A 26,598-nucleotide genomic window follows, 5' to 3' on the forward strand; every position below is an offset into this window, starting at 1 on the left:
TGGGGTTAACCCCCCAGGCGGCTCCGGTTTACCGGGGTTTGCAGCGCTTTCAGGCGCTGCCCCGAGCACCAGCCGCTGCCACGCAGCGGCTTTTGTATTTTCTGAAATAACGAAGTGGAGAGCCGCATGGTTCCCGTAATCGCCCTGGTGGGCCGACCAAACGTCGGCAAGTCCACCTTGTTCAACCGCCTGACCAGGACTCGTGATGCCATCGTCGGCGACTTGTCCGGTCTGACCCGTGATCGCCAGTACGGTGAGGCCAAGTGGCAAGGGCGTTCCTACATTCTGGTCGACACCGGTGGTATCTCCGGTGACGAGCACGGTATGGACGAAAAAATGGCCGAGCAATCGCTGCTGGCCATTGAAGAAGCGGATGTCGTGCTGTTCCTGGTAGATGCCAAGGCCGGTTTTACCGCCGCCGACCAGATGATCGCCGAGCATTTGCGCAAACGTAACAAGCGTTCCTATGTGGTTGCCAACAAGGTCGACAACATCGACCCTGAAATGGCCCGCGCCGAATTCGCTCCGTTGGGCATGGGACACGCGATCCCGATCGCTGGCGCTCATGGTCGTGGCATTACTCAGATGCTGGAAATCGCCCTGAGCGAATTCCCGAAAGACGAAGAAGAGCCGGAAGAAGGCGAGGAAGAAGACGTCGCCGAAGGCGAGGAAGCCAAGCGCATTCCTGGCCCAAGCGAAAAAGACGGGATCAAGATCGCGATCATCGGCCGTCCGAACGTCGGCAAGTCGACCCTGGTCAACCGCATGCTCGGCGAAGACCGGGTCATCGTCTATGACCAACCCGGTACCACCCGCGACAGTATCTACATCCCGTTCGAGCGTAATGACGAGAAGTACACGCTGATCGACACCGCCGGTGTGCGCAAGCGCGGCAAGATCCACGAAGAAGTCGAAAAGTTCTCCGTGGTCAAAACTCTGCAAGCGATCAAAGACGCCAACGTGGTGATCTTCGTGATGGACGCCCGCGAAGGCGTGGTGGACCACGACCTCAACCTGCTGGGCTTTGCCCTCGAGGCCGGTCGTGCATTGGTCATCGCGATCAACAAGTGGGACGGCATGACGCCAAGCGAGCGCGACTTCGTCAAGATCGAGTTGCAGCGTCGCCTGTTCTTCGTCGAGTTTGCCGATATTCACTTTATCTCGGCACTGCACGGCACCGGCGTGGGCAACCTCTACGCCTCGGTACAGAACTCGTTCAAATCCGCAGTAACCCGCTGGCCGACCAACCGCCTGACCCAGATCCTGGAAGATGCAGTCGGTGAGCACGCCCCTCCGATGGTCAACAACCGCCGGATCAAGCTGCGTTACGCCCACTTGGGTGGTGCGAACCCGCCGATCATCGTGATTCACGGTAACCAGATCGAGAAGGTGCCGAAGTCTTACGTTCGTTACCTGGAAAACACTTACCGTCGTGTCCTGAAGCTGGTCGGTACGCCGATCCGCATCGAGTTCAAGGGTGGCGAGAACCCGTACGAAGGCAACAAGAACACGCTCACCGACCGTCAGGTCAACAAGAAGCGTCGCTTGATGTCGCACCACAAGAAAGCCGACAAGAAGCGCCGCGACAAGAAGTGATTCATCACTTCATGTAGGAGCTCGGCGATAAGAAGGGTGCTCACCAGAGCGCCCTTTTTTTATGGGCGCCGTTTGGGCTATCCTCGGACTCCCCCGCGCCGCCGTAGAGCCGGGTGTAGAGCAGGGAACCACCGATGATCACCAGCAAGCTGCCGAATGTCGGCATCACTATCTTCACTCAGATGTCTCAGCTCGCGGCACAGACCGGCGCGCTCAATCTGTCCCAGGGCTTCCCCGATTTCGCTGCCCCGCAGGCCCTGTGCGATGCGGTCGGCCGGCATATCGCCAGCGGCCATAACCAATATTCGCCAATGACCGGGCTGCCGGTGTTGCGTCAGCAGATCGCGGCGAAGATCGCCCGCAGCTATGGTGTCAAGGTCGATGCCGATAACGAAGTGACGGTCACCCCCGGTGCGACCCAGGCGATCTTTTGCGCCATCCAGGCAGTTATCCACAGCGGTGACGAAGTCATTGTGTTTGACCCGGCCTACGACAGCTACGAGCCCTCGGTAGAACTGGCCGGCGGTCGTTGTGTACATGTGCAGCTGGGCCTGAACGATTTCAGCATCGACTTCCAGAAGCTCGCCGAGGCAATGAGTCCGCGCACGCGGATGATCATTCTCAACACTCCGCACAACCCTAGTGGTGCGTTGATCAGCCGTGCCGAACTCGACCAGTTGGCAGCGTTGATCCGTGATCGCGATATCTATGTGATCAGCGACGAAGTCTACGAGCACCTGGTGTATGACGGCGTACCCCACGTCAGCGTGCTGGCCCATGAAGAGCTGTATCAGCGTGCATTCGTGGTCAGTTCGTTCGGCAAGACCTACCACGTCACCGGCTGGAAAACCGGCTACGTGATCGCGCCCCCGGCCCTGACGGCGGAATTGCGCAAGGTGCACCAGTACGTCAGTTTCTGCGGCGTGACACCGCTGCAGTATGCCTTGGCCGATTTCATGGCCGAGCATCCTGAACACGTCGAAGAGCTGCCGGACTTCTATCAGGCCAAGCGCGATCTGTTCTGCGATCTGCTGACGCCGTCACGCTTCAGTTTTACTCGCGTGGCCGGTACTTACTTCCAGCTGGTCGATTACTCGCAGATCCGCCCGGACCTCAATGACGTCGAGATGGCCCTGTGGATGACGCGCGAGCATGGCGTGGCGAGTATCCCGATTTCCGTGTTCTACCAGACGCCGCCAGAAGGCCAGCGCCTGGTGCGGCTGTGTTTTGCCAAGCGTGAGGAGACCCTGCGGGAAGCAGCGGAAAAACTATGCGTGATCTGAGTGCATTGTCCAATCTGAACGTGGCGCTGATCCAGACGTCCCTGGCCTGGCACGACCGTCAGGCCAATCTGGAGCATTTCGAGCCACTGCTGGAGCAGGCTCGTGGCGCTGACCTGATCATCCTGCCGGAAATGTTCACTACCGGTTTTTCCATGGAGTCCGAGACCCTCGCTGAAGCGGAAAATGGTCCGACCAGCAAATGGCTGCGTGCTCAGGCGGCGCAACTTGATGCAGTGATTACCGGTAGCGTGATCGTTCAGGCGGCCGATGGCAGCCATCGCAATCGCCTGCTGTGGGCGCGACCGGACGGTGAGGTGCTGCATTACGACAAGCGTCACCTGTTCCGCATGGCCGGTGAGCACAACCACTACACCCCCGGCGAACGCCAGGTGCAGTTCGAGCTCAAGGGCTGGCGCGTGCGACCGCTGATTTGCTACGACCTGCGCTTCCCGGTGTGGAGCCGCGACGCCCAGGACACCGACCTGCTGCTGTACACCGCCAACTGGCCAGGTGCACGGCGCCAGCACTGGAACCGCTTGTTGCCGGCGCGGGCGATCGAGAACCTGTGCTATGTAGCAGCGGTGAACCGCATTGGCACGGATGGCAAAGGCTTTGCGTACACGGGTGACAGTCAGGTGCTGGATTTCCAGGGTGAGACGCTGCTCAGTGCCGGAGAGGCGGACGGGGTGTTCAAGGTGACTTTGGATGCGGTGGAACTGGCGGCGTATCGGCAGCGGTTTCCGGCGAATCTGGATGCCGATACCTTTCAGTTCACCTGAGATTTTTGTTGCCTGATAGACCGCCATCGCGAGCAAGCTCGCTCCCACAGTGGATCGGTGTGAACGCGGACACTGTGGGAGCGAGCTTGCTCGCGATGGGGCTGGGACAGGCAACACAAAACGGACAGGCAAACAAAAAGGCCCCGAGGTTCACACCCCAGGGCCTTTTGCTTTTCGGCTGATGGCTTACGCCGCTTTCGCTTCCGGCTGGCTCAGCGAACGGTTCAGCGCACTGAACAGGGCCTTGAAGCTCGCGGTGGTGATGTTTTCGTCGATGCCGACGCCATGCACCGCGCGCTCGCCGTTCACACGCAGTTCAATGTAGGCCGCGGCCTTGGCATTGGTGCCCGCGCCGATGGCGTGCTCGTTGTAGTCCATGATTTCCACCGGTACCGGCAGGCCGGCCACCAGCGCTTCCAGGGCGCCGTTGCCCTTGCCGCGCCAGTGCAGGTTAGTCTCGCCCTGGCCCTGGCTGGCCACTTCCACTTCAACGGCGCTATGACCGTTTTCCTCCTGCAGGCGATGGCTGACCAACGCGTACGGAGTGTTGGCCTGCAAGTACTCGCTGATCAACAGCGAGTGGATCTGCTTGGCGGTCATTTCCAGGCCGAGGCGGTCGGTTTCACGCTGCACCACCTGGCTGAACTCGATCTGCATGCGACGCGGCAGGCTGATGCCGTATTCCTGTTCCAGGAGGTAGGCGATGCCACCCTTGCCCGACTGGCTGTTGACGCGGATGACCGCCTCGTAGCTGCGGCCGATGTCGGCCGGGTCGATCGGCAGGTACGGTACTTCCCACAACTCGTCCGGTTTCTGCTGGGCGAAGCCCTTGCGGATCGCATCCTGGTGCGAGCCGGAGAACGCGGTATGCACCAGGTCGCCGACGTACGGGTGGCGCGGGTGCACCTGGATCTGGTTGCACTCTTCGACGACTTTGCGCACGCCGTCGATGTCGGAGAAGTCCAGCTCAGGGTTCACGCCCTGGGTGTAGAGGTTCAGGGCCACGGTCACGAGGTCGACGTTACCGGTACGCTCRCCGTTGCCGAACAGGCAGCCTTCGACACGGTCGGCGCCAGCCATCAGGCCCAGTTCGGTGGCAGCAACGCCAGTGCCACGGTCGTTGTGGGTGTGCAGGCTGATGATCACACTGTCACGACGGTTGATGTGACGGCCGAACCATTCGATCTGGTCGGCATAGATGTTCGGGGTCGCGCATTCCACCGTGGCCGGCAGGTTGAGGATCATCTTGTGCTCGGGCGTCGGGTTCCAGACTTCGATCACCGCATCGCAGACTTCCTTGGCGAATTCCAGTTCGGTGGCGCTGAAGGTTTCTGGCGAGTACTCGAAGGTCCACTCGGTGTCCGGCTGCTGGGCGGCGTATTTGACGAACAGCTTGGCGGCGTTCACGGCGATGGCCTTGACCCCGTCCTTGTCCTGGTTGAAGACAATGCGGCGGAAGGAAGGGGAGGTCGCGTTGTACAGGTGAACGATGGCTTTCTTCGCACCACGCAGGGATTCGAAGGTGCGCTCGATCAGGTCTTCACGGCCCTGGGTCAGCACCTGGATGGTGGTGTCGTCCGGGATGTGGTTGCCTTCGATCAGGGTGCGGACGAAGTCGAAGTCGGTTTGCGACGCGGCCGGGAACGACGCTTCGATTTCCTTCACGCCGACCTGCACCAGGGTTTTCCAGAAGCGCAGCTTCTTGACCGCGTCCATCGGCTCGATCAGCGACTGGTTGCCGTCACGAAGGTCCGAGCTGCACCAGATCGGCGCGGCGGTGATGGTCTTCGATGGCCAGGTGCGGTCCGGGATGTCGATGGTCGGGAACGCGCGGTATTTCGAAGACGGGTCTTTGAGCATGCTCATCGGGAAATCCTTATTGTCTGGGCCGAAAAAAGGCGGCCTGCCGGTGGATCAAAAGTTCTTGGGGTAACGCTTGGGGCGAGGCACCACGATTCAGCCCGACAGTCGTGCGCTGACAAGGCACAGGCTGCGGTGCTGGCGGAGCTGAATGAGGGTGTGAGAGGTTTTCATGCCTTCAACCCTAACCGCGGGGGTGAAGGTTGGCAAGCAGTCGAAAAAAATTGAGAGGAATACTCGTGAGCGGGTATTTATCGAGATTTTATTGCTGTGAATGGCAGTGTTTGTTTTGTTGTTTGCGCGAGGTTTGAGTGGTGCGCAATTGATGAGGTGACACTGCCGGACTGCTTTCGGTGTCTGTGATATTGCCATCGCGAGCAAGCTCGCTCCCACAGGTACAGCACAATCCTTGTGGGAGCGAGCTTGCTCGCGATGAGGCCAGAGGCCTTATTCACGGATCAGGGCTGAAACGCACCAATGAAAATAGCCGGGTCGACCCGCGCATCGTTCAGACTGACATTCCAGTGCATATGCGGCCCGGTCGCCCGGCCGGTCGCACCGACTTTGCCGACCACGCCACCCCGGGCCAGTTGTTGCCCCACCTTCACGTCGATTTTCGACATGTGGCAGAACATGCTGATAAAGCCCTGGCCGTGGTCGACAAACACCGTATTGCCGTTGAAGAAGTAGTTGCCGATCAGGATCACCTTGCCTGCGGCCGGGGTTTTGATCGGTGTGCCGGCGCCCACGGCGAAGTCCAGGCCAGAGTGGGGGTTGCGCTCTTCACCGTTGAAAAAGCGGCGCACGCCGAACTTGCTCGACAGCGGCCCGTTCACCGGTTTGTCCAGCAGCAGGTTGCTCGGGGTGTTGGGGCTGAATGTGCGGTAGGCCGCAATCTGTTCGGCCAGTTCACGCTCGATGCGCTTGAGATTCTCCGGGTCCGGATTGACCTGTTGGGTGTTCTTCAGGGTGATGCGCTGTTCCGGGTACTTCTTGTTGCCAACCGTAAAATTCAAATTATGACCGCCGCTGCTGACCGATTGAGCCCCTGGCTCGACCGTCAGTGGCACGCCGACGATGGCCAGCCAGTTGCTCTGTTCCTTGACCACCAGCACCGGTTTGCCTTGATAAGTGGCTTTTGGCGCCTGGGCGGACGTGCCCAGATCCACCACCGCAACGCCGCCCGGCACCGGTTTGTTCAACAGGCGGGTGATGTAGCTGTCGGCGTTGGCGTTGACGGTCAGGCACAGCAACAGCAGCGGAGCGAGGAAACGCGGCATGGATCAGTCCAGTAAAGAAAGGGTGACAGGCGTCAGGTGATTGTCTTCGACCCGCACTTGCAGTTCGCCTTCGCCCAACTTGGCCTTGAGACGCTGGCCGTTATGGGTTTGCGCGGCGCTGCGGATCGCGTTGCCGCGCTCGTCCAGCAAGATGCTGTAGCCACGGCCGAGGGTCGCCAGCGGGCTGACCACATGCAGCGTCTGCATCTGGCTTTGCAACTGCAAGCGACGGTTCTTCAGCCCTTCGCGGATCGCGCGCGGCAGGCGTTCGGCCAGGCTGTCGAGGCGCTGGCGAAGCATTGCCAGTTGCCGGCCCGGATGTTGTGCGGCCAAACGGGTTTCCAGGCGGATCAAGCGTTCGCGACGGGTGTTGAGGCTGCGCTCGAACGCGCGGCGCATGCGCATGTCCAGGTCATCCAGGCGTTGTGCTTGCTGGCGCAGGCGCTCGCCGGGATGACGCAGGCGCCGGGAAATGCCTTCCAGGCGTAGTCGATCGCGCATCAAGCGGTCACGCATGCGCATCACCAACCGTCGGTGCAGGCTTTCGACCCGACGCACCAGATCGCCGGAGTCCGGTGCCAGCAATTCGGCGGCAGCGGAAGGGGTGGGCGCGCGAACGTCGGCCACGAAGTCGCTGATCGATACGTCGGTTTCATGGCCGACGGCGCTGACAATTGGCGTCACGCAAGCGTCTACGGCGCGGGCCACGGCTTCTTCGTTGAAGCACCAGAGATCTTCCAGCGAACCGCCGCCTCGGGCCAGGATCAGTGCGTCGAAACCCCGGGCATCTGCCAGTTTCAGGGCACGGACAATCTGCGCGGTGGCTTCGCGGCCCTGTACGGCGGTGGGGATCAGGGTCAACTGCACCTGCGGTGCGCGACGGCGGAACACGCTGATGATGTCGCGGATCACCGCCCCGGTGGGCGAACTGATGATGCCGATGCGTTGCGGGTGCGCCGGTAGCGGGACCTTGCGCTCGGCACTGAACAGGCCTTCGGCGCTGAGTTTTTCCTTGAGTGCGTCGAAGGCCAGGCGCAAGGCGCCATCACCGGCCGGCTCCACGGTATCGAGGATCAGCTGATAATCACCGCGCCCTTCGAACAGCGAGACTTTGCCGCGCACCTTGACCGCCAGGCCGTCCTTCAAGGCCTGGCGAACCCGTGCCGCGTTTTGCCGAAACAGCGCGCAACGCACCTGGGCGCCGCTGTCCTTGAGGGTGAAGTACACATGGCCCGACGCCGGACGGGCGAGGTTGGAGATTTCGCCTTCGACCCAGATGTTACTGAACACGTCTTCGAGCAACACCCGCGCGCGGCCGTTGAGTTGGCTGACGGTCAGGACTTCGCGGTCCAGGCTGAGTCTTGCAAAGGGATCTTTAATCATGGGGCGCAGTTTAAAGGCATTCTGTGGTCAATCTCCATGATCCTGCACAATTCCCTTCTGGGAGGCTTTTTGTGGGAGCGAGCTTGCTCCGGGCGGCGATCCGACGATAGCGGTCCAGCAGGCGACATCGTCGGTGAATTTTAAGACGCCATCGCGAGCAAGCTCGCTCCCAGAAGGTTAAAGTCGTTGTCGGTAATCAAGGAAGACAGGGGAATGAGCGTGCTTGAGTTGTTAGGTCAATGGAATTTCGGTGCTGCGAACTGGCTGACCATCGGTACGGGCATCGCCCTGGCCTACATCGTGTTCGGCATCGCCGGCTTCGGTACGGCGCTGGTGGCGGGGCCGATCCTGATTCTGTTCATGCCGCTGTCGAAGATCGTGCCGTTGCTGGTGTTGCTCGATTTTGTCGCGGCATTTGGCAATCTGTTGCCTTCGCGGCGCGATGTGGCGAGGCCGGAGCTGTTGCGGTTACTGCCCTGCATGGCCGTGGGGTGCACGCTGGGGGTGATTTTTCTGCTGAACCTCAAGTCCGACCTGTTGCTGTTGTTGATGGGGGTGTTTATCAGCGCCTATGCGATTTACAGCCTGTGGATAAAGGCACGTCCGGCGCAGTTGTCCGCCGCTTGGGCGGTGCCGATGGGGACGGTGGGCGGAATGTTTGGCGCGTTGTTTGGCAGCGGCGGTTTTTTGTATGCGATCTATCTGAACAGCCGTTTGCCCAAGGAGGCGGCTCGGGCCACCCAAAGCGCGTTGATCAGCTGCAGTACGGTGGTGCGTTTGAGCCTGTTTGCAATCGCCGGTGTGTATGCCGATCTGCCCTTGCTGGCGCTGGCAGTTTGTCTGTTGCCGGCGATGGCGCTGGGGCTGTGGTTTGGTCGACGGCTGACCATGAGGTTGTCTCGCGAGGCGTTCGTGCGCCTGGTGACGTGGCTGGTGCTGGCCAGCGGGATTGCATTGATTGGGCGTTACTTGAGCACCTGAAGGTTGCCCGTAGCGAGGCTTTTATGTGGGAGCGAGCTTGCTCGCGATGAGGGCGTCACATTCAACATCGATGTGTCTGTTCGACCGCTATCGTCGGATCGCCGCCCGGAGCAAGCTCGCTCCCACAGAAGAGCCCCCGCCGTAAGTTGTTCAGTCGTTGTACTGGCTCAACAACCGCTCCAGTCGTGCACTGAGGCGGCGTTTGATTTCGGTCTCGATGTGCGGGGCGAAATCGTCGATCACGTCTTGCATGATCAACTGCGCGGCGGCGCGCAATTCGCTGTCCAGGTGCAGCAAGTCATCCGGGTTCTTGCTGGCGGCAGGCGTCGATGTCGTCGCGGTGACAGGTTCAACGATGGGGGGCGGGGCTGTCGAAACAACGGGTGGCGAAGGCTCGCTGACGGCGTCGAACAGCATAGGAATCTGTTCCTGGTCACCGTCCTCGACCGTGTCGGTCAGCAGGGGCGGTTGCAGGTTGTCATCGCCGAGCAGTTGGCGGATCGACTCGAGGTCGTCCAGCAGGTGCGCGGACTGTTGCAGCGGTTTTGGAGTGTCCATTGAAAGGCTCAGAGTCGCTGTAAACGGTGATCTTGCAGAGGATAGCCCTGTTCGCGGTAGAAACGGAAACTCTCCCGCGCGGCCGCTCTGATCGTCGGATCCTCCACCACCACTTCCGCCACTCTGGCGAACTTGTTGGCGAAGGCCGGGACTTTCAGGTCGAGATTGACCAGCAGGTCCTGATGTTGTCCGCAGTCATTGCCCAACCCCAAAACAATCAAACCGTCAGGTTCGCTGTCGGCAGGGCCGTGGGGCACGAAGCTTTCGCCCTTGAACGCCCACAACCGCGCATCGAGATCGTCACGCTGGGCAGCATCGCTGCAATGCAGGTAGATGCGGTGGCCCATGCGCCAGGCTTTCTCGGTGAGCTTGCAGGCAAAGTCCAGGCGTGCCGAAGGATCGGCGCTGGGCAGGATATAGAAGTCGACTTTGGTCATTGCGGTTCCAGAGCGGCAAACGGCGTCACTGGAAAGTGACGCCGCAGCCCATCATCGGTTTCAGGCTTTGGCGCGGTCCAGCAGGTACTGGGTCAGCAGGGGAACCGGACGGCCAGTGGCGCCCTTGTCCTTGCCGCCGCTGGTCCAGGCCGTGCCGGCGATGTCCAGGTGAGCCCAGTTCAGGTTCTTGGTGAAGCGCGACAGGAAGCAGGCCGCGGTGATGGTGCCGGCTTTCGGGCCGCCAATGTTGGCGATGTCGGCAAATGGACTGTCAAGCTGTTCCTGGTATTCATCGAACAGCGGCAGTTGCCAGGCGCGGTCGTCGGCAGCCTTGCCGGCGCTCAGCAGTTGGCCGATCAGTTCGTCGTTGTTGCCCAGCAGGCCCGACGTATGGGAACCCAGGGCGACCACGCAGGCACCGGTCAGGGTGGCGATGTCGATCACCGCTTGCGGCTTGAAGCGCTCGGAGTAGGTCAGGGCGTCGCACAGCACCAGACGGCCTTCGGCGTCGGTGTTGAGGATTTCCACGGTCTGGCCGCTCATGGTGGTGACGATGTCGCCCGGGCGCGAAGCGTTGCCGCTCGGCATGTTCTCGGCACAGGCCAGGATGCACACCAGGTTGATCGGCAGCTTCAGCTCCAGCACGGCACGCAGGGTACCGAACACGCTGGCGGCGCCGCCCATGTCGTACTTCATTTCATCCATGCCGGCGCCCGGCTTCAGGCTGATGCCGCCGGTGTCGAAGGTGATGCCTTTGCCGACCAGCGCGTACGGCTTCTCGGATTTCTTGCCGCCGTTGTATTGCATGACGATCAGGCGCGGTGGCTGGGCGCTGCCCTGGCCGACGGCGTAGAACGAGCCCATGCCCAGGGCCTTGATCTTCTTCTCGTCGAGGACTTCGACTTTCAGTTCCTTGAACTCTTTGCCCAGGTCTTTGGCCTGTTCACCGAGGAAGGTCGGGTGGCAGATGTTTGGCGGCAGGTTGCCCAGGTTGCGGGTGAAGGCCATGCCGTTGGCGATGGCAGTGGCGTGGGCCACGGCGCGCTGCACTTCAGCTTGAGCCGCCTTGATGGTCAGCAGGGTGATTTTCTTCAGGGCGCGGGGTTCGGCTTTCTGGCTCTTGAACTGGTCGAACTGGTATTCGCCATCGATCAGGGTTTCCGCCAGCAGGCGGGTCTTGCCGTAGCTGTCGCGCCCCTTGACCACGATTTCGTCCAGGGCCAGCACCGCATCACTGCCGCCCAGGCCTTTGAGGGTATTGAGGATGCCGGCGATGATTTTGCGGAACGGGCGGTCACCCAGTTCGTCGTCCTTGCCAACGCCTACCAGCAGCACACGCTCGGCCTTGAGGTTCGGCAGGCTGTGCAGCAACAGGCTCTGGCCAACCTTGCCGGCCAGATCGCCGCGCTTGAGCACTGCGCTGATCGCGCCGCCGCTCAGTTCGTCGAGTTGTTTGGCAACAGCGCCGAGCTTGCGGCCTTCGCCAACGGAAACCACCAGCGTGGCGGTCTTCAACGTTTCCGGGTTGACGCTTTTTACAACCAGTTCCATGTCCGGGTCCCTGAATTGATGGTTAGCACGCAAGCGCCCGACACCGTATGTGCGTCACTTGCCTGCATTTAAATAGAAAGCAAAAGAAAGGCGCCGGGATCGACCGGCCACAAAGGCCGCAGTTTGAACCTCGCTACCGGCGGCTGACAACCCTCGGTTGTACGATCTTCGGTGCTTTGACCGGCTGCTTGAGCTTGCGCAGTGACAGGTGCACCCAATCACAGGATAATGCGCCATCTTTTTTTCGGCGGCTCTGCCTTGCGGGCTGTCCGATACGTTTGCTTGTTTGGCCGCCTTAGCCTGACAACCCTGGAGTGTCTGGTTTGATCGTCTTCCGTTATCTATCCCGCGAAGTCCTGTTGACCTTGAGCGCCGTCAGCGCCGTGCTGCTGGTCATCATCATGAGCGGGCGCTTCATCAAATACCTCGCCCAGGCGGCCTCGGGCCTGCTGGATCCGGGTTCGCTGTTCCTGATCATGGGCTTTCGTCTGCCGGGGTTTCTCCAGCTGATTCTGCCGCTGGGCCTGTTTCTCGGGATCCTGTTGTCCTACGGACGCCTGTACCTCGATAGTGAAATGACCGTGCTCTCGGCTACCGGCATGAGCCAGCAGCGGCTGGTTTGGATGACAATGTTTCCGGCCACCCTGGTTGCACTCATCGTGGCGTGGCTGAGCCTGAGTCTGGCGCCACAAGGGGCCAACCAGTTTCAGTTGCTGCTGAACAAGCAGGACGCCCTGACTGAATTCGATACCCTGGAGCCAGGGCGTTTCCAGGCCCTGCGAGACGGTACCCGGGTCACCTACACCGAGCGCATGACGGATGACCGCGTCAATCTGGGCGGTGTGTTCATCTCGCAAAAGAACATCAGTTCCAACAACAAGGATCGCGGAATTTCTGTCCTGGTGGCGGAAAAGGGGCGTCAGGAAATTCGCCCGGACGGCAACCGCTACCTGATCCTTGATAACGGCTATCGCTATGACGGTAATCCAGGGCAGGCCGACTACCGGGCGATCAAGTACGACGAGTATGGTGTGTTGCTGCCAAAGCCGGACGTCAGCGACGAAGTCACCGACCGTGATGCGATGCCGACCCGTACGTTGATCGGCAGTGAAGACATTCGTTTGCGCGCCGAATTGCAATGGCGTATGTCACTGCCGTTGCTGGTGTTCATCGTGACCTTGATGGCGGTGCCGTTGTCGCGGGTCAACCCGCGTCAGGGCCGATTCCTCAAATTACTGCCGGCGATTCTTCTTTATATGGCTTACCTGACCATTCTGATTGCCGCCCGCGGTGCCCTCGACAAGGGCAAGATCCCCGCAGTGCTGGGCTTGTGGTGGGTGCACGGGATTTTCCTGGTCATTGGCCTGGGCTTGCTTTATTGGGAGCCCCTGCGTTTGAAGAGGGCGAGTCGCCGCAGCGCGCTGGAGGTGGCCCGTGGTTAAGCTGGATCGCTACATTGGTAGCAGCGTACTCATTGCGATTCTGGCAGTGCTCGGGATCATTCTCGGCCTGGCGACACTGTTTGCCTTCATTGACGAGATGAGTGAAGTCACCGATACCTACACCCTGCTCGATGTGCTGAGTTATGTGACGCTGACCGCGCCGCGCCGGATGTACGAAATGCTGCCGATGGCGGCGCTGATCGGTTGCCTGATCGGTCTGGGCAGCCTGGCCAGCAACAGTGAACTGACCATCATGCGTGCTGCCGGTGTGTCGATCGGCCGGATCGTCTGGGCGGTCATGAAACCGATGCTGGTATTGATGCTCGCCGGTGTGCTGGTCGGCGAGTACATCGCGCCGCCTGCCGAAACCACCGCGCAGGCCAATCGCTCGCTGGCTCAGGGGAGCGGTGATGCACAAAGCGCCAAGCACGGCTTGTGGCACCGCCAGGGCGATGAGTTCATTCACGTCAACTCGGTACAACCCAACGGCATCCTGTATGGCGTGACCCGTTATCGTTTCGACAACGAACGGCACATGCTGTCGGCCAGCTTCGCCAAGCGTGCCGAGTTCGACACGGATCATTGGCAGTTGACGGATGTCACGACCACGCTGTTCCACGAGCGCAGCACCGAAGTGGTTTCGACACCGGATGAGCGTTGGGAAGTCGCGTTGAGCCCGCAGTTGCTGAACACCGTGGTCATGGTGCCGGAGTCGCTGTCGATCAGCGGCCTTTGGGGTTACATCCACTATCTGGCGGACCAGGGGTTGAGCAATGGCCGCTATTGGCTGGCATTTTGGGTCAAGGTATTGCAGCCGTTGGTCACTGCCGCGTTGGTGCTGATGGCCATTTCCTTCATTTTCGGTCCATTGCGTTCGGTAACTCTCGGCCAGCGTGTGTTCACCGGTGTGCTGGTGGGCTTCACCTTCCGCATCGTTCAGGATCTGTTGGGGCCTTCCAGCCTGGTATTCGGCTTCCCACCGTTGCTTTCGGTGCTGCTGCCGGCGGGTATTTGTGCCGTGGCGGGGCTCTGGTTATTGCGTCGAGCCGGTTGATGGCGGGTATTTTCCGGCCTGACAGGTAATAAAAAACGCCCCGGTCGCAAGACCGGGGCGTTTTTGTAGGCACCGTCTGACCTGCAAACGTGACGCTTGCGCCGTGGATCAGGTACAATTCCCGGCTATTTTTCGGCGGGCCATGCCTGCAGCCTTTTTGAGTGTTGATCCGTGAGTGATTTGAGTCATATCCGCAATTTCTCCATCATCGCCCACATTGACCATGGCAAGTCGACGCTGGCCGATCGCTTCATCCAGATGTGTGGCGGCCTGGCCGAGCGCGAAATGGAAGCCCAGGTCCYGGACTCCATGGACCTCGAGCGTGAACGCGGGATCACCATCAAGGCGCACAGCGTCACCCTGTATTACAAGGCTCGCGACGGTATCAACTACCAGCTGAACTTCATTGATACCCCCGGCCACGTTGACTTCACCTATGAGGTGAGCCGTTCGCTGGCTGCCTGTGAAGGCGCGCTGCTGGTGGTCGATGCCGGTCAAGGCGTTGAAGCACAGTCGGTTGCCAACTGCTACACGGCGATCGAACAGGGCCTGGAAGTGATGCCGGTGCTGAACAAGATCGACCTGCCACAGGCTGATCCGGACCGCGTCAGAGAAGAAATCGAAAAAATCATCGGCATCGATGCCACCGACGCGGTCACTTGCTCTGCCAAGACCGGTCTGGGCGTCGATGAAGTGCTCGAGCGCCTGGTGACCACCATTCCAGCGCCGACCGGCAATATCGAAGATCCGCTGCAAGCGTTGATCATCGACTCCTGGTTCGACAACTACCTGGGCGTTGTCTCCCTGGTACGCGTGCGCCACGGCCGCGTGAAGAAGGGCGACAAGATCCTGGTCAAATCCACCGGCAAGATCCACCTGGTGGACAGCGTCGGTGTATTCAACCCGAAACACACCCCGACCGTTGACCTGAAGGCCGGTGAAGTGGGCTTCATCATCGCCAGCATCAAGGACATTCACGGTGCGCCAGTGGGCGATACCCTGACCTTGAGCACGACGCCGGACGTCGACGTGCTGCCGGGGTTCAAACGCATCCAGCCGCAGGTGTACGCCGGTCTGTTCCCGGTCAGCTCCGACGACTTCGAAGACTTCCGCGAGGCGCTGCAAAAGCTCACCCTGAACGACTCGTCGCTGCAGTACACGCCGGAAAGCTCGGACGCCCTGGGCTTCGGCTTCCGTTGCGGCTTCCTCGGCATGCTGCACATGGAAATCATCCAGGAGCGCCTGGAGCGCGAGTACAACCTGGACCTGATCACCACGGCGCCGACGGTAATCTTCGAGCTGTTGCTCAAGACCGGTGAGACGATCTACGTCGATAACCCGTCGAAGCTGCCGGACCTGTCTTCCATCGAAGACATGCGCGAGCCGATCGTGCGCGCCAATATTCTTGTGCCGCAAGAGCACCTGGGCAACGTCATTACCCTGTGCATCGAAAAACGCGGTGTACAGGTCGACATGCTGTTCCTAGGCTCTCAGGTACAAGTGACCTACGACCTGCCGATGAACGAAGTGGTACTGGACTTCTTTGATCGTCTGAAATCCACCAGTCGCGGCTATGCTTCTCTGGACTACCATTTCGATCGTTACCAATCGGCTAGCCTGGTGAAGCTGGACGTGCTGATCAACGGCGACAAGGTCGATGCCCTGGCGCTGATCGTGCACCGTGACAACTCGCACTACAAAGGTCGCCAGTTGACCGAGAAGATGAAGGAACTGATTCCGCGGCAGATGTTCGACGTGGCAATCCAGGCCGCCATTGGCGGGCAGATTGTGGCGCGGACAACCGTCAAGGCGCTCAGAAAGAACGTATTGGCCAAATGCTACGGTGGTGACGTCAGCCGTAAGAAAAAGCTGCTGGAAAAGCAAAAGGCCGGTAAGAAACGCATGAAGCAAGTCGGCAACGTGGAAATTCCACAGGAAGCCTTCCTTGCAGTGCTCAGGTTGGATAGTTAGGTCCTATGTCACTAAATTTCCCGCTGTTGCTGGTCATCGCCGTATTCGTCTGCGGTCTTTTGGCGTTGCTCGATCTGTTGTTCCTGGCGCCACGGCGCCGGTCTGCCATCAATGCCTATCAGGGCAGTGTGAGCCAGCTTGATGGGGCAGTGGTCGAGAAACTGAGCAAGGAACCGCTGCTGGTTGAATACGGCAAGTCGTTCTTCCCGGTGTTGTTCATCGTGCTGGTGCTGCGTTCGTTCCTGGTGGAACCGTTCCAGATTCCTTCCGGTTCGATGAAGCCAACCCTGGATGTCGGCGACTTCATTCTGGTGAGCAAGTTTTCCTACGGGATCCGCTTGCCGGTGATCGACAAGAAAATCATCGAAGTCGGTGATCCGCAGCGCGGTGATGTGATGGTGTTCCGCTACCCGAGCGACCCGAACGTCAACTACATCAAGCGTGTAGTAGGCCTGCCGGGTGACACGGTTCGTTATACCGCCGACAAGCGCCTGTTCGTCAACGGTCAATCGATTGCCGAACAACTGGTCGGCTCCGAGCCGGGCACGCTGGGCAGCGCTGAGCTCTACAAGGAAAAACTCGGTGCGGCCGAGCACATGATCCGCAAGGAAATGAGCCGCTACCGCGCAATGCCGGACCATTCGTGGACCGTGCCCGCCGGGCACTACTTCATGATGGGCGATAACCGCGACAACTCGAACGACAGTCGCTACTGGGATGATCCAAGCATTCCCAAGGATCTGCTGGGCATGGTTCCCGACAAGAATATCGTCGGCAAGGCCTTCGCGGTCTGGATGAGCTGGCCGGAACCCAAACTCAGTCACCTGCCGAATTTCTCGCGGGTTGGCCTGATCAAGTAATCAAACACGGCGCTGTTGAACACAGCGCCGAATGCATTTCTGGAACCGGCACAATGGGCGCCAGATGCATGAAAACAATGATATTCAGGACGTTATTTTTGAACACAGCGTTAATTGTCCCAAGCCTGCGCCACCTCACGGCGATGGCGGTGGAATCCAGCCACGAACTCAGCGTGGGTAAACCGTGAGCGTCTCCTTAAGCCGTCTAGAGCGTCAGCTCGGCTACACCTTCAAGGATCAGGAACTGATGGTCCTGGCCCTGACTCACCGCAGCTTTGCCGGGCGTAACAACGAACGCCTGGAATTCCTCGGTGACGCCATTCTCAATTTCGTCGCCGGCGAGGCGTTGTTCGAGCGCTTCCCGCTGGCCCGCGAAGGCCAGTTGTCGCGTTTGCGCGCGCGTCTGGTGAAAGGTGAGACTCTGGCCGTACTGGCCCGTGGTTTCGATCTTGGCGAATACCTGCGCCTGGGTTCGGGCGAGCTGAAAAGTGGAGGTTTCCGTCGCGAGTCGATTCTGGCCGATGCACTGGAAGCGCTGATCGGTGCGATCTACCTCGATGCCGGCATGGAAATGGCTCGCGAACGTGTGCTTGCCTGGCTGGCCGGAGAGTTCGAAGGCTTGACGCTGGTCGACACCAACAAAGATCCAAAGACCCGCCTGCAAGAATTCCTGCAGTCCCGTGGTTGTGAGCTGCCGCGTTACGAAGTGGTGGATATCCAGGGTGAGCCGCATTGCCGGACGTTCTTCGTCGAATGCGAAATCATCTTACTGAATGAAAAAAGCCGAGGTCAGGGTGTGAGCCGTCGTATTGCCGAACAGGTAGCGGCCGCCGCAGCTCTGATTGCCCTGGGTGTGGAGAATGGCAATGACTGATACAAACGCAACTCGCTGTGGCTATGTTGCCATCGTCGGCCGTCCGAACGTGGGCAAGTCCACACTGCTGAATCACATCCTGGGTCAGAAGCTGGCGATCACCTCGCGCAAACCGCAAACCACCCGTCACAACATGCTCGGCATCAAGACCGAGGGCGACGTGCAGGCGATCTACGTCGACACCCCTGGCATGCACAAGGGCGGCGAAAAGGCTCTGAACCGCTACATGAACAAGACCGCTTCGGCGGCGTTGAAAGACGTCGACGTGGTGATCTTCGTGGTGGACCGCACCAAGTGGACCGAAGAGGACCAGATGGTTCTCGAGCGCGTCCAGTACGTGACCGGCCCGCTGATCGTGGCGCTGAACAAGACCGACCGTATCGAAGACAAGGCCGAGCTGATGCCGCACCTGAGCTGGTTGCAGGAGCAGCTGCCGAATGCGCAGATCATCCCGATTTCCGCGCAGCACGGGCATAACCTCGATGCGCTGGAACGAGTGATTGCCGAGCACCTGCCGGAAAACGATCACTTCTTCCCGGAAGACCAGATCACCGACCGCAGCAGCCGTTTCCTCGCCGCTGAACTGGTGCGTGAGAAAATCATGCGCCAGATGGGCGCCGAGCTGCCGTACCAGATCACCGTTGAAATCGAAGAGTTCAAGCAGCAGGGCAAGACCCTGCACATCCATGCCTTGATCCTCGTCGAGCGCGATGGCCAGAAGAAAATCATCATTGGCGACAAGGGCGAGCGTATCAAGCGCATCGGCACCGAAGCGCGCAAGGACATGGAGTTGCTGTTCGATTCCAAGATCATGCTCAACCTGTGGGTCAAGGTTAAGGGTGGCTGGTCCGATGACGAGCGTGCGTTGCGTTCGTTGGGTTATGGCGATCTGTAAAGCCGGACCCAAGTGATGTAACTGTAGGAGCGAGCCTGCTCGCGATAGCGGTCTGTCAGTCAACGAGTGTGTTGAATGTTAGCCCCTCATCGCGAGCAGGCTCGCTCCTACAGTGGTTTTGGGGTTGTCAGTAATATCTGCTTCTTCATCGAGATCTGCGATTTCCATGTCCCAACCCATCGCCCAACCCGCCTACGTCCTGCACTCCCGCGCCTACCGCGAAACCAGCGCGCTGGTGGACTTCCTCACGCCGCAAGGTCGGCTGCGGGCGGTGTTGCGCAGTGCGCGGGGCAAGGCCGGGACGCTGGCGCGGCCGTTCGTGCCACTGGAAGTCGAGTTCCGGGGCAGGGGCGAGTTGAAGAACGTCGGGCGCATGGAAAGTGCCGGGGTTTCCACCTGGCTCAATGGCGAGGCGCTGTTCAGCGGTCTTTATCTCAATGAGCTGCTGATTCGCTTGTTGCCCGCTGAAGATCCGCTCCCCTCGGTGTTCGATCATTACGCCGCCACCTTGCTGGCGTTGGCCGAAGGCCGCGCGCTGGAGCCGTTGCTGCGTTCCTTCGAGTGGCGCCTGCTCGATGACCTCGGATACGGTTTTTCCCTGACGACTGATATTCATGATCAACCCATCGCGCCTGACGGCCTCTACCGTTTGCAAGTGGATGCCGGGCTTGAACGTGTCTATCTGCTGCAACCGGGCCTGTTCAATGGCGCCGAACTGCTGGCCATGGCCGAAGCCGACTGGTCTGCCCCCGGCGCTCTGTCTGCCGCCAAGCGCCTGATGCGCCAGGCGTTGGCAGTTCACCTGGGCGGTCGTCCACTTGTCAGTCGCGAGCTGTTTCGCAAGCCCTGATCACACCGTATGCTGTGCACCGAACTTTCTCTTCTTCTGGAGCGCTTTCCGTGACCACCAGCACCCGCATTCTTCTTGGCGTGAACATCGACCACGTTGCCACCCTGCGTCAGGCCCGGGGCACCCGTTACCCGGACCCGGTCAAGGCGGCACTGGACGCGGAAGAGGCGGGCGCGGACGGCATCACCGTGCACCTGCGCGAAGACCGTCGGCACATTCAGGAGCGCGACGTTCTGCTGCTCAAGGATGTGCTGCAAACCCGCATGAACTTCGAAATGGGTGTCACCGAAGAAATGATGCAGTTCGCCGAACGCATCCGCCCGGCGCACATTTGCCTGGTACCTGAAACCCGCCAGGAACTGACCACCGAAGGTGGCCTGGACGTGGCAGGTCAGGAAGCGCGGATCAAGGCCGCGGTCGAGCGCCTGTCGAAGATCGGCTCCGAAGTGTCGCTGTTCATCGATGCAGATGAGCGGCAGATCGAAGCCTCCCGCCGTGTCGGCGCGCCGGCCATCGAACTGCACACCGGGCGTTACGCCGACGCAGAAACCCCGACCGAAGTCGCCGAAGAACTCAAGCGTGTGGCCGATGGCGTGGCCTTCGGTCTGGCCCAGGGCCTGATCGTCAATGCCGGCCATGGCCTGCACTACCACAACGTCGAAGCCGTGGCGGCGATCAAGGGCATCAACGAACTGAACATCGGCCATGCGCTGGTGGCCCATGCGTTGTTCGTTGGCTTCAAGTCGGCTGTTTCGGAAATGAAGGCGCTGATTCTGGCGGCTGCTGCCAAAGCTTAAAGAACGACACGAAACCCTGTGGGAGCGAGCTTGCTCGCGATAGCGGTCTGACAGACACAGTTGATGTGACTGAAAGGGCCTCATCGCGAGCAGGCTCGCTCCTACAGTGGTTTGGTGGTGGTTTTTAAAGCGGCGCAGGCTCTTGAGCCGGCTTGGTCTTGTCGATCCCCGGCACAAGCAGTTTGCCCTCGGCGACCTGATCGCCTTCAAGCTGCGGCTGCGTGACCCAGGTCAGGATGTCGTAGTAGCGACGGATGTTCGCCACGAAATGCACCGGTTCGCCGCCACGGGCGTAGCCGTAACGGGTTTTGCTGTACCACTTCTTTTCCGACAGGCGCGGCAGGATCTTCTTCACATCCAGCCATTTGTCCGGGTTCAACCCTTCCTTGGCCGCCAGTTTGCGGGCGTCATCGAGGTGGCCGCTGCCGATGTTATAGGCCGCCAGGGCAAACCAGGTACGGTCCGGTTCCTGAATCGAGTCGTCGAGCTGGTCTTTCATGTAGGCCAGGTACTTGGCGCCGCCCATGATGCTCTGCCTGGGGTCCAGGCGGTTGGACACGCCCATGGCCTGCGCGGTGTTCTGGGTCAGCATCATCAGGCCGCGCACGCCGGTCTTGGACGTGACGGCCGGTTGCCACAACGACTCCTGGTACCCGATGGCCGCCAGCAGGCGCCAGTCGACTTTCTCTTTCTTGGCGTACGACTTGAAGTGCTGTTCGTACTTGGGCAGGCGTTGCTGCAAGTGTTGGGCAAAGGTGGTGGCGCCCATGTAGCCGAGAACGTCGACATGCCCGTAGTAACGATCCTTGAGGCGTTGCAGGGTGCCGTTTTTCTTGACCTTGTCGAGGTACTCGTTGATTTCGTTGAGCAGGCTGTTGTCGTCGCCCGGCGCGACGGCCCAGCTCTGGTTGCTGGCGTCACCGAGGTCGAAGGCGACCCGGATGTTGGTGAAATACACCTGGTTCATCGCCACTTCGTTGGAGTCGACCAGTGTCAGGTCGATCTGACCTTCGTCCACCATGCGCAGGAGATCGACGACCTCGACCGCGTCAGACTCTTCGTATTCGATGCCGGGAAATTTCTGTTTCAGCTGCGCCAGTTGTTCGGTGTGGGTGCTGCCCTTGAGCACCATGATCTTCTTGCCCACCAGATCCTTCGCATCGGTTGGCCGAGACTGGCCGTTGCGGTAGATGATCTGCGGGGTGACTTCCAGATAGGAGTGCGAGAAGCGCACCTGCTTCTTGCGTTCTTCGCTGCTGACCAGCCCGGCAGCCGCCAGTACCGGGCCATTGGGCTTGCCGACCTGGTCGAACAGGTCGTCCAGGTTGTCGGCGGTCTCGATCTTGAGCTCGACCCCCAGATCGTCGGCGAAGCGCTTCACCAGCTCGTATTCGAAGCCGGTTTCACCGTTGCGATCCTGAAAGTAGGTGGCGGGGCTGTTTCGGGTAACCACCCGCAGCACACCATCCTCCTTTACGCGCTCGAGCGTGTTGGGTTTATCAACACAGCCACCGAGCATCAGGAAGAGTCCGGTTGCGATCAGCCATTTGGCGTACCGCGGACGCAAAGCCGTTGGGAAAAACATCTGCGCAGTATACGCAAAGGACCACGGGCGCCATATCTCGACAGCGAGGGGCTTGTCTGCTAGACATCACAAAAACGGCCGAAACCCCGCAGAAATGGGCCTTGTCTGCATTTTTTCACCGTAAAAATAAGCTGTTGTTACACATTCAGTTAACCTGACTTTCAAGGCAGAAACACAGATCGACGTCCGGGTGCAACCGTGCGTAGCGTTTCGGGTGCTGTCGCGGGCTGTTTAGGCTAGAATGCACGGCCTCAAAGCACACCCCTTCCCGAGGCTGTCCCGAAGATGTTGATCCTGCGCGGCGCTCCTGCCCTTTCTGCCTTTCGCCACAGCAAACTCCTTGAGCAACTGAGCCAGAAGGTTCCGGCTGTCAGTGGCCTGTATGCTGAATTCGCTCACTTCGCCGAAGTTACCGGCGTCCTGACCGGCGACGAACAGCAGGTGCTTGCGCGCCTTCTGAAGTACGGTCCAAGCGTTCCGGTACAGGAACCGACCGGTCGTCTGTTTCTGGTGCTGCCGCGTTTCGGCACCATCTCGCCGTGGTCGAGCAAGGCCAGCGACATTGCCCGTAACTGCGGCCTGGCGAAAATCCAGCGCCTGGAGCGCGGCATCGCGTTCTACGTGGCCGGCCAGTTCAGCGACGCTGAAGCCCGGTTGATCGCCGACGGTCTGCACGACCGCATGACCCAGATCGTCCTGGGCAACCTCGAACAGGCCGCCGGCCTGTTCAGCCACGCCGAACCGAAACCCCTGACCGCCATCGACGTGCTGGGTGGCGGCCGCGCCGCGCTGGAAAAAGCCAACACCGAGCTGGGCCTGGCCCTGGCCGAAGACGAGATCGATTACCTGGTCAACGCCTTCGTGGGCCTTTCGCGCAACCCGCACGACATCGAGCTGATGATGTTCGCCCAGGCGAACTCCGAGCACTGCCGTCACAAGATCTTCAACGCCAGTTGGGACATCGACGGCCAGAGCCAGGAAAAAAGCCTGTTCGGCATGATCAAGAACACCTATCAGATGCACAGCGAAGGCGTTCTGTCGGCTTATAAGGACAACGCTTCGGTGATCGTCGGCTCCGTGGCCGGTCGTTTCTTCCCGGACCCTGAAACCCGCCAGTACGGCGCGGTGCAGGAGCCGGTGCACATCCTGATGAAGGTTGAAACCCACAACCACCCGACCGCGATTGCCCCGTTCCCGGGCGCGTCCACCGGTTCCGGTGGCGAAATCCGCGACGAAGGCGCGACCGGTCGCGGTGCCAAGCCGAAAGCCGGCCTGACTGGTTTCACCGTGTCCAACCTGCAGATCCCGGGCTTCGAACAGCCGTGGGAAGTGCCGTACGGCAAGCCTGAGCGCATTGTCACCGCGCTGGACATCATGATCGAAGGCCCATTGGGCGGCGCGGCATTCAACAACGAATTCGGCCGTCCGGCGCTGACCGGTTACTTCCGTACCTTCGAACAGTCGATCACCACCCCGCACGGTGACGAAGTTCGTGGCTACCACAAGCCGATCATGCTGGCTGGCGGCATGGRCAACATCCGTGAAGAACACGTCAAGAAAGGCGAGATCCTCGTCGGCTCCAAGCTGATCGTGCTCGGCGGCCCGGCGATGCTGATCGGCCTGGGTGGCGGCGCGGCTTCCTCCATGGCCACCGGCACCAGCTCGGCAGACCTGGACTTCGCTTCGGTACAGCGCGAAAACCCGGAAATGGAACGTCGCTGCCAGGAAGTCATCGACCGTTGCTGGCAACTGGGCGACAAGAACCCGATCAGCTTCATCCACGACGTGGGTGCGGGCGGTCTGTCCAACGCCTTCCCGGAACTGGTCAACGACGGCGACCGCGGTGGCCGTTTCGAACTGCGCAACATTCCAAACGACGAGCCGGGCATGGCCCCGCACGAAATCTGGTCCAACGAATCCCAGGAACGTTACGTTCTGGCGGTCGGCCCGGCTGACTTCGAGCGCTTCAAGGCGATCTGCGAACGCGAGCGTTGCCCGTTTGCCGTGGTCGGCGAAGCCACTGCCGAACCACAGCTGACCGTCACCGACAGCCACTTCGGCAACAGCCCGGTGGACATGCCGCTCGAAGTGTTGCTGGGCAAAGCCCCACGCATGCACCGTTCGGTGGTTCGTGAAAACGAACTGGGCGACGATTTCGATCCGTCGACCCTCGACATCGCCAACTGCGTCGAGCGCGTTCTGCATCACCCGGCCGTGGCCAGCAAAAGCTTCCTGATCACCATCGGCGACCGCACCATCACCGGCCTCGTGGCCCGTGACCAGATGGTCGGCCCGTGGCAGGTTCCGGTGGCCGACGTTGCCGTCACCGCCACCAGCTTCGACGTGTACACCGGTGAAGCCATGGCGATGGGCGAGCGTACTCCGCTGGCACTGCTGGACGCTCCGGCGTCGGGCCGCATGGCCATCGGCGAAACCCTGACCAACATCGCGGCTTCGCGCATCGGCAAGATCTCCGACATCAAACTGTCGGCGAACTGGATGTCCGCTGCCGGTCACCCGGGTGAAGACGCGCGCCTGTACGACACCGTGAAAGCGGTCGGCATGGAACTGTGCCCTGAGCTGGGTATCACCATTCCGGTGGGCAAGGACTCGATGTCCATGGCCACCCGTTGGAACGACGAAGGCGTGGACAAGTCCGTCACTTCGCCGATGTCCCTGATCGTGACCGGTTTCGCGCCAGTGACTGACATCCGTCAGACCCTGACCCCGCAACTGCGTATGGACAAGGGCACCACCGACCTGATCCTGATCGACCTGGGCCATGGCCAGAACCGCATGGGCGCCTCGATCCTCGCGCAGGTTCACGGCAAGCTTGGCAAACAGGCGCCGGACGTCGATGACGCCGAAGACCTCAAAGCCTTCTTCGCGGTGATCCAGGGCCTCAACGCCGACGGTCACCTGCTGGCTTACCACGACCGTTCCGACGGTGGTCTGCTGACCAGCGTTGTCGAGATGGCGTTCGCCGGTCACTGTGGCCTGAGCCTGAACCTCGACGGTCTGGCAGAAACCTCCGCCGACATCGCCGCCATCCTGTTCAACGAAGAACTGGGTGCCGTGATCCAGGTTCGCCAGGACGCTACCCCGGACATCCTCGCGCAGTTCAGCGCTGCCGGTTTGGGCGACTGCGTATCGGTGGTCGGTCAGCCGATGAACAACGGCGAGATCAGCATCACCTTCAACGGCGAAACCGTATTCGAAGGTCAGCGTCGTCTGCTGCAACGTCAGTGGGCCGAGACCAGCTACCAGATCCAGCGTCTGCGTGACAACGCCGACTGCGCCGAGCAAGAGTTCGACGTGCTGTTGGAAGAAGACAACCCGGGCCTGAGCGTCAAGCTCAGCTACGACATCAACCAGGACGTCGCCGCGCCTTACATCAAGAAAGGCATTCGCCCACAGGTTGCCGTACTGCGCGAGCAGGGCGTCAACGGTCAGGTGGAAATGGCGGCTGCGTTCGACCGCGCCGGCTTCAACGCGATCGACGTGCACATGAGCGACATTCTGGCCGGCCGTGTCGACCTGAACGAGTTCAAGGGCATGGTCGCTTGCGGCGGTTTCTCTTACGGCGACGTACTGGGTGCCGGTGAAGGCTGGGCAAAATCGGCGCTGTTCAACAGCCGTGCCCGCGATGCGTTCCAGGGTTTCTTCGAACGCAACGACAGCTTCACCCTCGGCGTGTGCAACGGTTGCCAGATGATGTCCAACCTGCACGAGCTGATCCCGGGCAGCGAGTTCTGGCCGCACTTTGTGCGTAACCGTTCCGAGCAGTTCGAAGCCCGCGTTGCGATGGTGCAGATCCAGGAGTCGAACTCGATCTTCCTGCAAGGCATGGCCGGTTCGCGCATGCCGATCGCCATCGCCCACGGCGAAGGTCATGCCGAATTCGCCAGCGAAGAAGCACTGCTGGAAGCAGATCTGTCGGGTTGCGTGGCGATGCGTTTCGTCGACAACCACGGCAAGGTCACCGAAAGCTACCCGGCCAACCCGAACGGCTCGCCGCGCGGGATCACCGGTTTGACCAGCCGCGACGGTCGCGTGACCATCATGATGCCGCACCCGGAACGTGTGTTCCGTGCCGTGCAGAACTCGTGGCGCTCCGATGACTGGAACGAAGATGCACCGTTGATGCGCATGTTCCGTAATGCTCGCGTGTGGGTGAACTGATAGCCGTGTACAAGCTCAGCTTCTTCGTTCCCGACAGTCATGTCGAAGTGGTCAAAAGCGCCGTATTCGCCGCCGGTGGCGGTCGAATCGGTGCTTACGACCACTGTGCATGGCAGGTGTTGGGCCTGGGTCAGTTTCGTCCACTGGACGGCAGCCAGCCGTTCATTGGCGAGGCAGGGCAGGTCGAGCAGGTCGAGGAATGGAAGGTTGAGCTGGTGGTGGCCGATGAGTCGATTCGCGCGGTGGTGGCGGCTCTGAAACAGAGCCATCCCTATGAGACGCCGGCTTATGAAGTGTGGCGGTTGGAGGATTTCTGATCTTCCTGGCTGCTGAAATGAAAAACCCGCTGAAAGAGATTTCAGCGGGTTTTTTGTTGATCG

At 60.4% G+C, this 26,598-nt stretch carries 21 protein-coding genes; 14 read left to right on the forward strand and 7 right to left on the reverse strand.

Annotated elements, in window-relative coordinates; all coding sequences use genetic code 11:
- Nucleotides 1-126: 126 nt before the first annotated feature.
- From der to AC1DU9_RS03720, 3 genes are all read left to right on the forward strand, one after another.
- The gene (gene der, locus AC1DU9_RS03710) at nt 127-1,596 is read left to right on the forward strand and encodes a ribosome biogenesis GTPase Der (RefSeq protein ID WP_108216525.1); all 1,470 of its coding nucleotides are present in this window, start codon (nt 127-129) and stop codon (nt 1,594-1,596) included.
- A gap of 134 nt (nt 1,597-1,730) precedes the next feature.
- Nucleotides 1,731-2,879 carry a pyridoxal phosphate-dependent aminotransferase gene (locus tag AC1DU9_RS03715; protein WP_223460262.1) on the forward strand — a complete coding sequence of 383 codons (1,149 nt, stop codon included), beginning with the start codon at nt 1,731-1,733 and terminating at the stop codon, nt 2,877-2,879.
- On the forward strand, nt 2,867-3,658 hold the full coding sequence (locus tag AC1DU9_RS03720; protein WP_223460264.1) for an amidohydrolase: 792 nt from the start codon (nt 2,867-2,869) through the stop codon (nt 3,656-3,658). The genes AC1DU9_RS03715 and AC1DU9_RS03720 overlap by 13 nt, the downstream gene beginning before the upstream one ends.
- A 186-nt stretch (nt 3,659-3,844) precedes the next feature.
- Here AC1DU9_RS03720 and leuA read toward each other — a convergent pair whose 3' ends face one another.
- From leuA to xseA, 3 genes are all read right to left on the reverse strand, one after another.
- Nucleotides 3,845-5,524, reverse strand: a complete 1,680-nt coding sequence (gene leuA / locus AC1DU9_RS03725) for a 2-isopropylmalate synthase (RefSeq protein WP_477809750.1) — start codon at nt 5,522-5,524, stop codon at nt 3,845-3,847.
- A 452-nt stretch (nt 5,525-5,976) separates the two neighbouring features.
- Nucleotides 5,977-6,798: a peptidoglycan DD-metalloendopeptidase family protein gene (locus AC1DU9_RS03730; protein WP_223460268.1), complete on the reverse strand. Its 822-nt coding sequence runs from the start codon at nt 6,796-6,798 to the stop codon at nt 5,977-5,979.
- A gap of 3 nt (nt 6,799-6,801) precedes the next feature.
- Complete coding sequence (gene xseA, locus AC1DU9_RS03735) at nt 6,802-8,181, reverse strand: exodeoxyribonuclease VII large subunit (protein WP_477809751.1); 1,380 nt, start codon at nt 8,179-8,181, stop codon at nt 6,802-6,804.
- A 213-nt stretch (nt 8,182-8,394) separates the two neighbouring features.
- Here xseA and AC1DU9_RS03740 point away from each other — a divergent pair, with 213 nt between their 5' ends.
- Nucleotides 8,395-9,162 (forward strand): sulfite exporter TauE/SafE family protein, encoded by a 768-nt coding sequence (locus tag AC1DU9_RS03740; RefSeq protein WP_477809752.1) that lies wholly within the window; start codon nt 8,395-8,397, stop codon nt 9,160-9,162.
- A 150-nt stretch (nt 9,163-9,312) separates the two neighbouring features.
- Here AC1DU9_RS03740 and AC1DU9_RS03745 read toward each other — a convergent pair whose 3' ends face one another.
- From AC1DU9_RS03745 to AC1DU9_RS03755, 3 genes are read right to left on the reverse strand one after another with little or no spacing between them, the layout of a single operon-like run.
- Nucleotides 9,313-9,720 (reverse strand): DNA polymerase III subunit chi, encoded by a 408-nt coding sequence (locus AC1DU9_RS03745; protein WP_223460276.1) that lies wholly within the window; start codon nt 9,718-9,720, stop codon nt 9,313-9,315.
- Between the two features lie 8 nt (nt 9,721-9,728).
- Nucleotides 9,729-10,157, reverse strand: a complete 429-nt coding sequence (locus AC1DU9_RS03750; protein WP_223460279.1) for a DNA polymerase III subunit chi — start codon at nt 10,155-10,157, stop codon at nt 9,729-9,731.
- A 60-nt stretch (nt 10,158-10,217) separates the two neighbouring features.
- Nucleotides 10,218-11,708, reverse strand: coding sequence for a leucyl aminopeptidase (locus tag AC1DU9_RS03755; protein ID WP_223460281.1), 1,491 nt, complete (start codon nt 11,706-11,708; stop codon nt 10,218-10,220).
- 323 nt (nt 11,709-12,031) lie between these two features.
- Here AC1DU9_RS03755 and lptF point away from each other — a divergent pair, with 323 nt between their 5' ends.
- The 8 genes from lptF to pdxJ all read left to right on the forward strand — a co-directional run bounded on the left by lptF (nt 12,032) and on the right by pdxJ (nt 20,451).
- Nucleotides 12,032-13,150, forward strand: coding sequence for an LPS export ABC transporter permease LptF (gene lptF, locus AC1DU9_RS03760; RefSeq protein WP_223460283.1), 1,119 nt, complete (start codon nt 12,032-12,034; stop codon nt 13,148-13,150).
- Nucleotides 13,143-14,204: an LPS export ABC transporter permease LptG gene (gene lptG / locus AC1DU9_RS03765; RefSeq protein WP_223460286.1), complete on the forward strand. Its 1,062-nt coding sequence runs from the start codon at nt 13,143-13,145 to the stop codon at nt 14,202-14,204. The genes lptF and lptG overlap by 8 nt, the downstream gene beginning before the upstream one ends.
- Before the next feature lie 171 nt (nt 14,205-14,375).
- On the forward strand, nt 14,376-16,175 hold the full coding sequence (gene lepA, locus AC1DU9_RS03770) for a translation elongation factor 4 (protein WP_477809753.1): 1,800 nt from the start codon (nt 14,376-14,378) through the stop codon (nt 16,173-16,175).
- Nucleotides 16,176-16,180: 5 nt separating this feature from the next.
- A complete protein-coding gene (gene lepB, locus AC1DU9_RS03775) occupies nt 16,181-17,035 on the forward strand; it encodes a signal peptidase I (protein ID WP_223460288.1) in 855 nt (284 codons plus the stop codon).
- A 184-nt stretch (nt 17,036-17,219) separates the two neighbouring features.
- Nucleotides 17,220-17,909 carry a ribonuclease III gene (gene rnc / locus AC1DU9_RS03780; RefSeq protein WP_008053221.1) on the forward strand — a complete coding sequence of 230 codons (690 nt, stop codon included), beginning with the start codon at nt 17,220-17,222 and terminating at the stop codon, nt 17,907-17,909.
- Nucleotides 17,902-18,804, forward strand: a complete 903-nt coding sequence (era, locus tag AC1DU9_RS03785) for a GTPase Era (protein WP_007973959.1) — start codon at nt 17,902-17,904, stop codon at nt 18,802-18,804. Before rnc ends, era begins: the two co-directional genes overlap by 8 nt.
- A gap of 166 nt (nt 18,805-18,970) precedes the next feature.
- Nucleotides 18,971-19,654, forward strand: a complete 684-nt coding sequence (recO, locus tag AC1DU9_RS03790) for a DNA repair protein RecO (RefSeq protein WP_477809754.1) — start codon at nt 18,971-18,973, stop codon at nt 19,652-19,654.
- Nucleotides 19,655-19,704: 50 nt separating this feature from the next.
- Nucleotides 19,705-20,451, forward strand: a complete 747-nt coding sequence (pdxJ, locus tag AC1DU9_RS03795) for a pyridoxine 5'-phosphate synthase (RefSeq protein ID WP_008053219.1) — start codon at nt 19,705-19,707, stop codon at nt 20,449-20,451.
- 124 nt (nt 20,452-20,575) lie between these two features.
- Here the strand turns inward: pdxJ and mltF are convergent, their stop codons facing one another.
- A complete protein-coding gene (gene mltF / locus AC1DU9_RS03800) occupies nt 20,576-22,036 on the reverse strand; it encodes a membrane-bound lytic murein transglycosylase MltF (protein WP_223460292.1) in 1,461 nt (486 codons plus the stop codon).
- Between the two features lie 285 nt (nt 22,037-22,321).
- On the opposite strand from mltF, the gene purL reads away from it, so the two are divergent.
- Both purL and AC1DU9_RS03810 read left to right on the forward strand, forming a co-directional pair.
- On the forward strand, nt 22,322-26,218 hold the full coding sequence (gene purL / locus AC1DU9_RS03805) for a phosphoribosylformylglycinamidine synthase (protein ID WP_477809755.1): 3,897 nt from the start codon (nt 22,322-22,324) through the stop codon (nt 26,216-26,218).
- A 5-nt stretch (nt 26,219-26,223) separates the two neighbouring features.
- Complete coding sequence (locus tag AC1DU9_RS03810) at nt 26,224-26,535, forward strand: YqfO family protein (protein WP_223460325.1); 312 nt, start codon at nt 26,224-26,226, stop codon at nt 26,533-26,535.
- Nucleotides 26,536-26,598 lie beyond the last annotated feature (63 nt).

Source organism: Pseudomonas sp. P4_C1 (assembly GCF_056402155.1).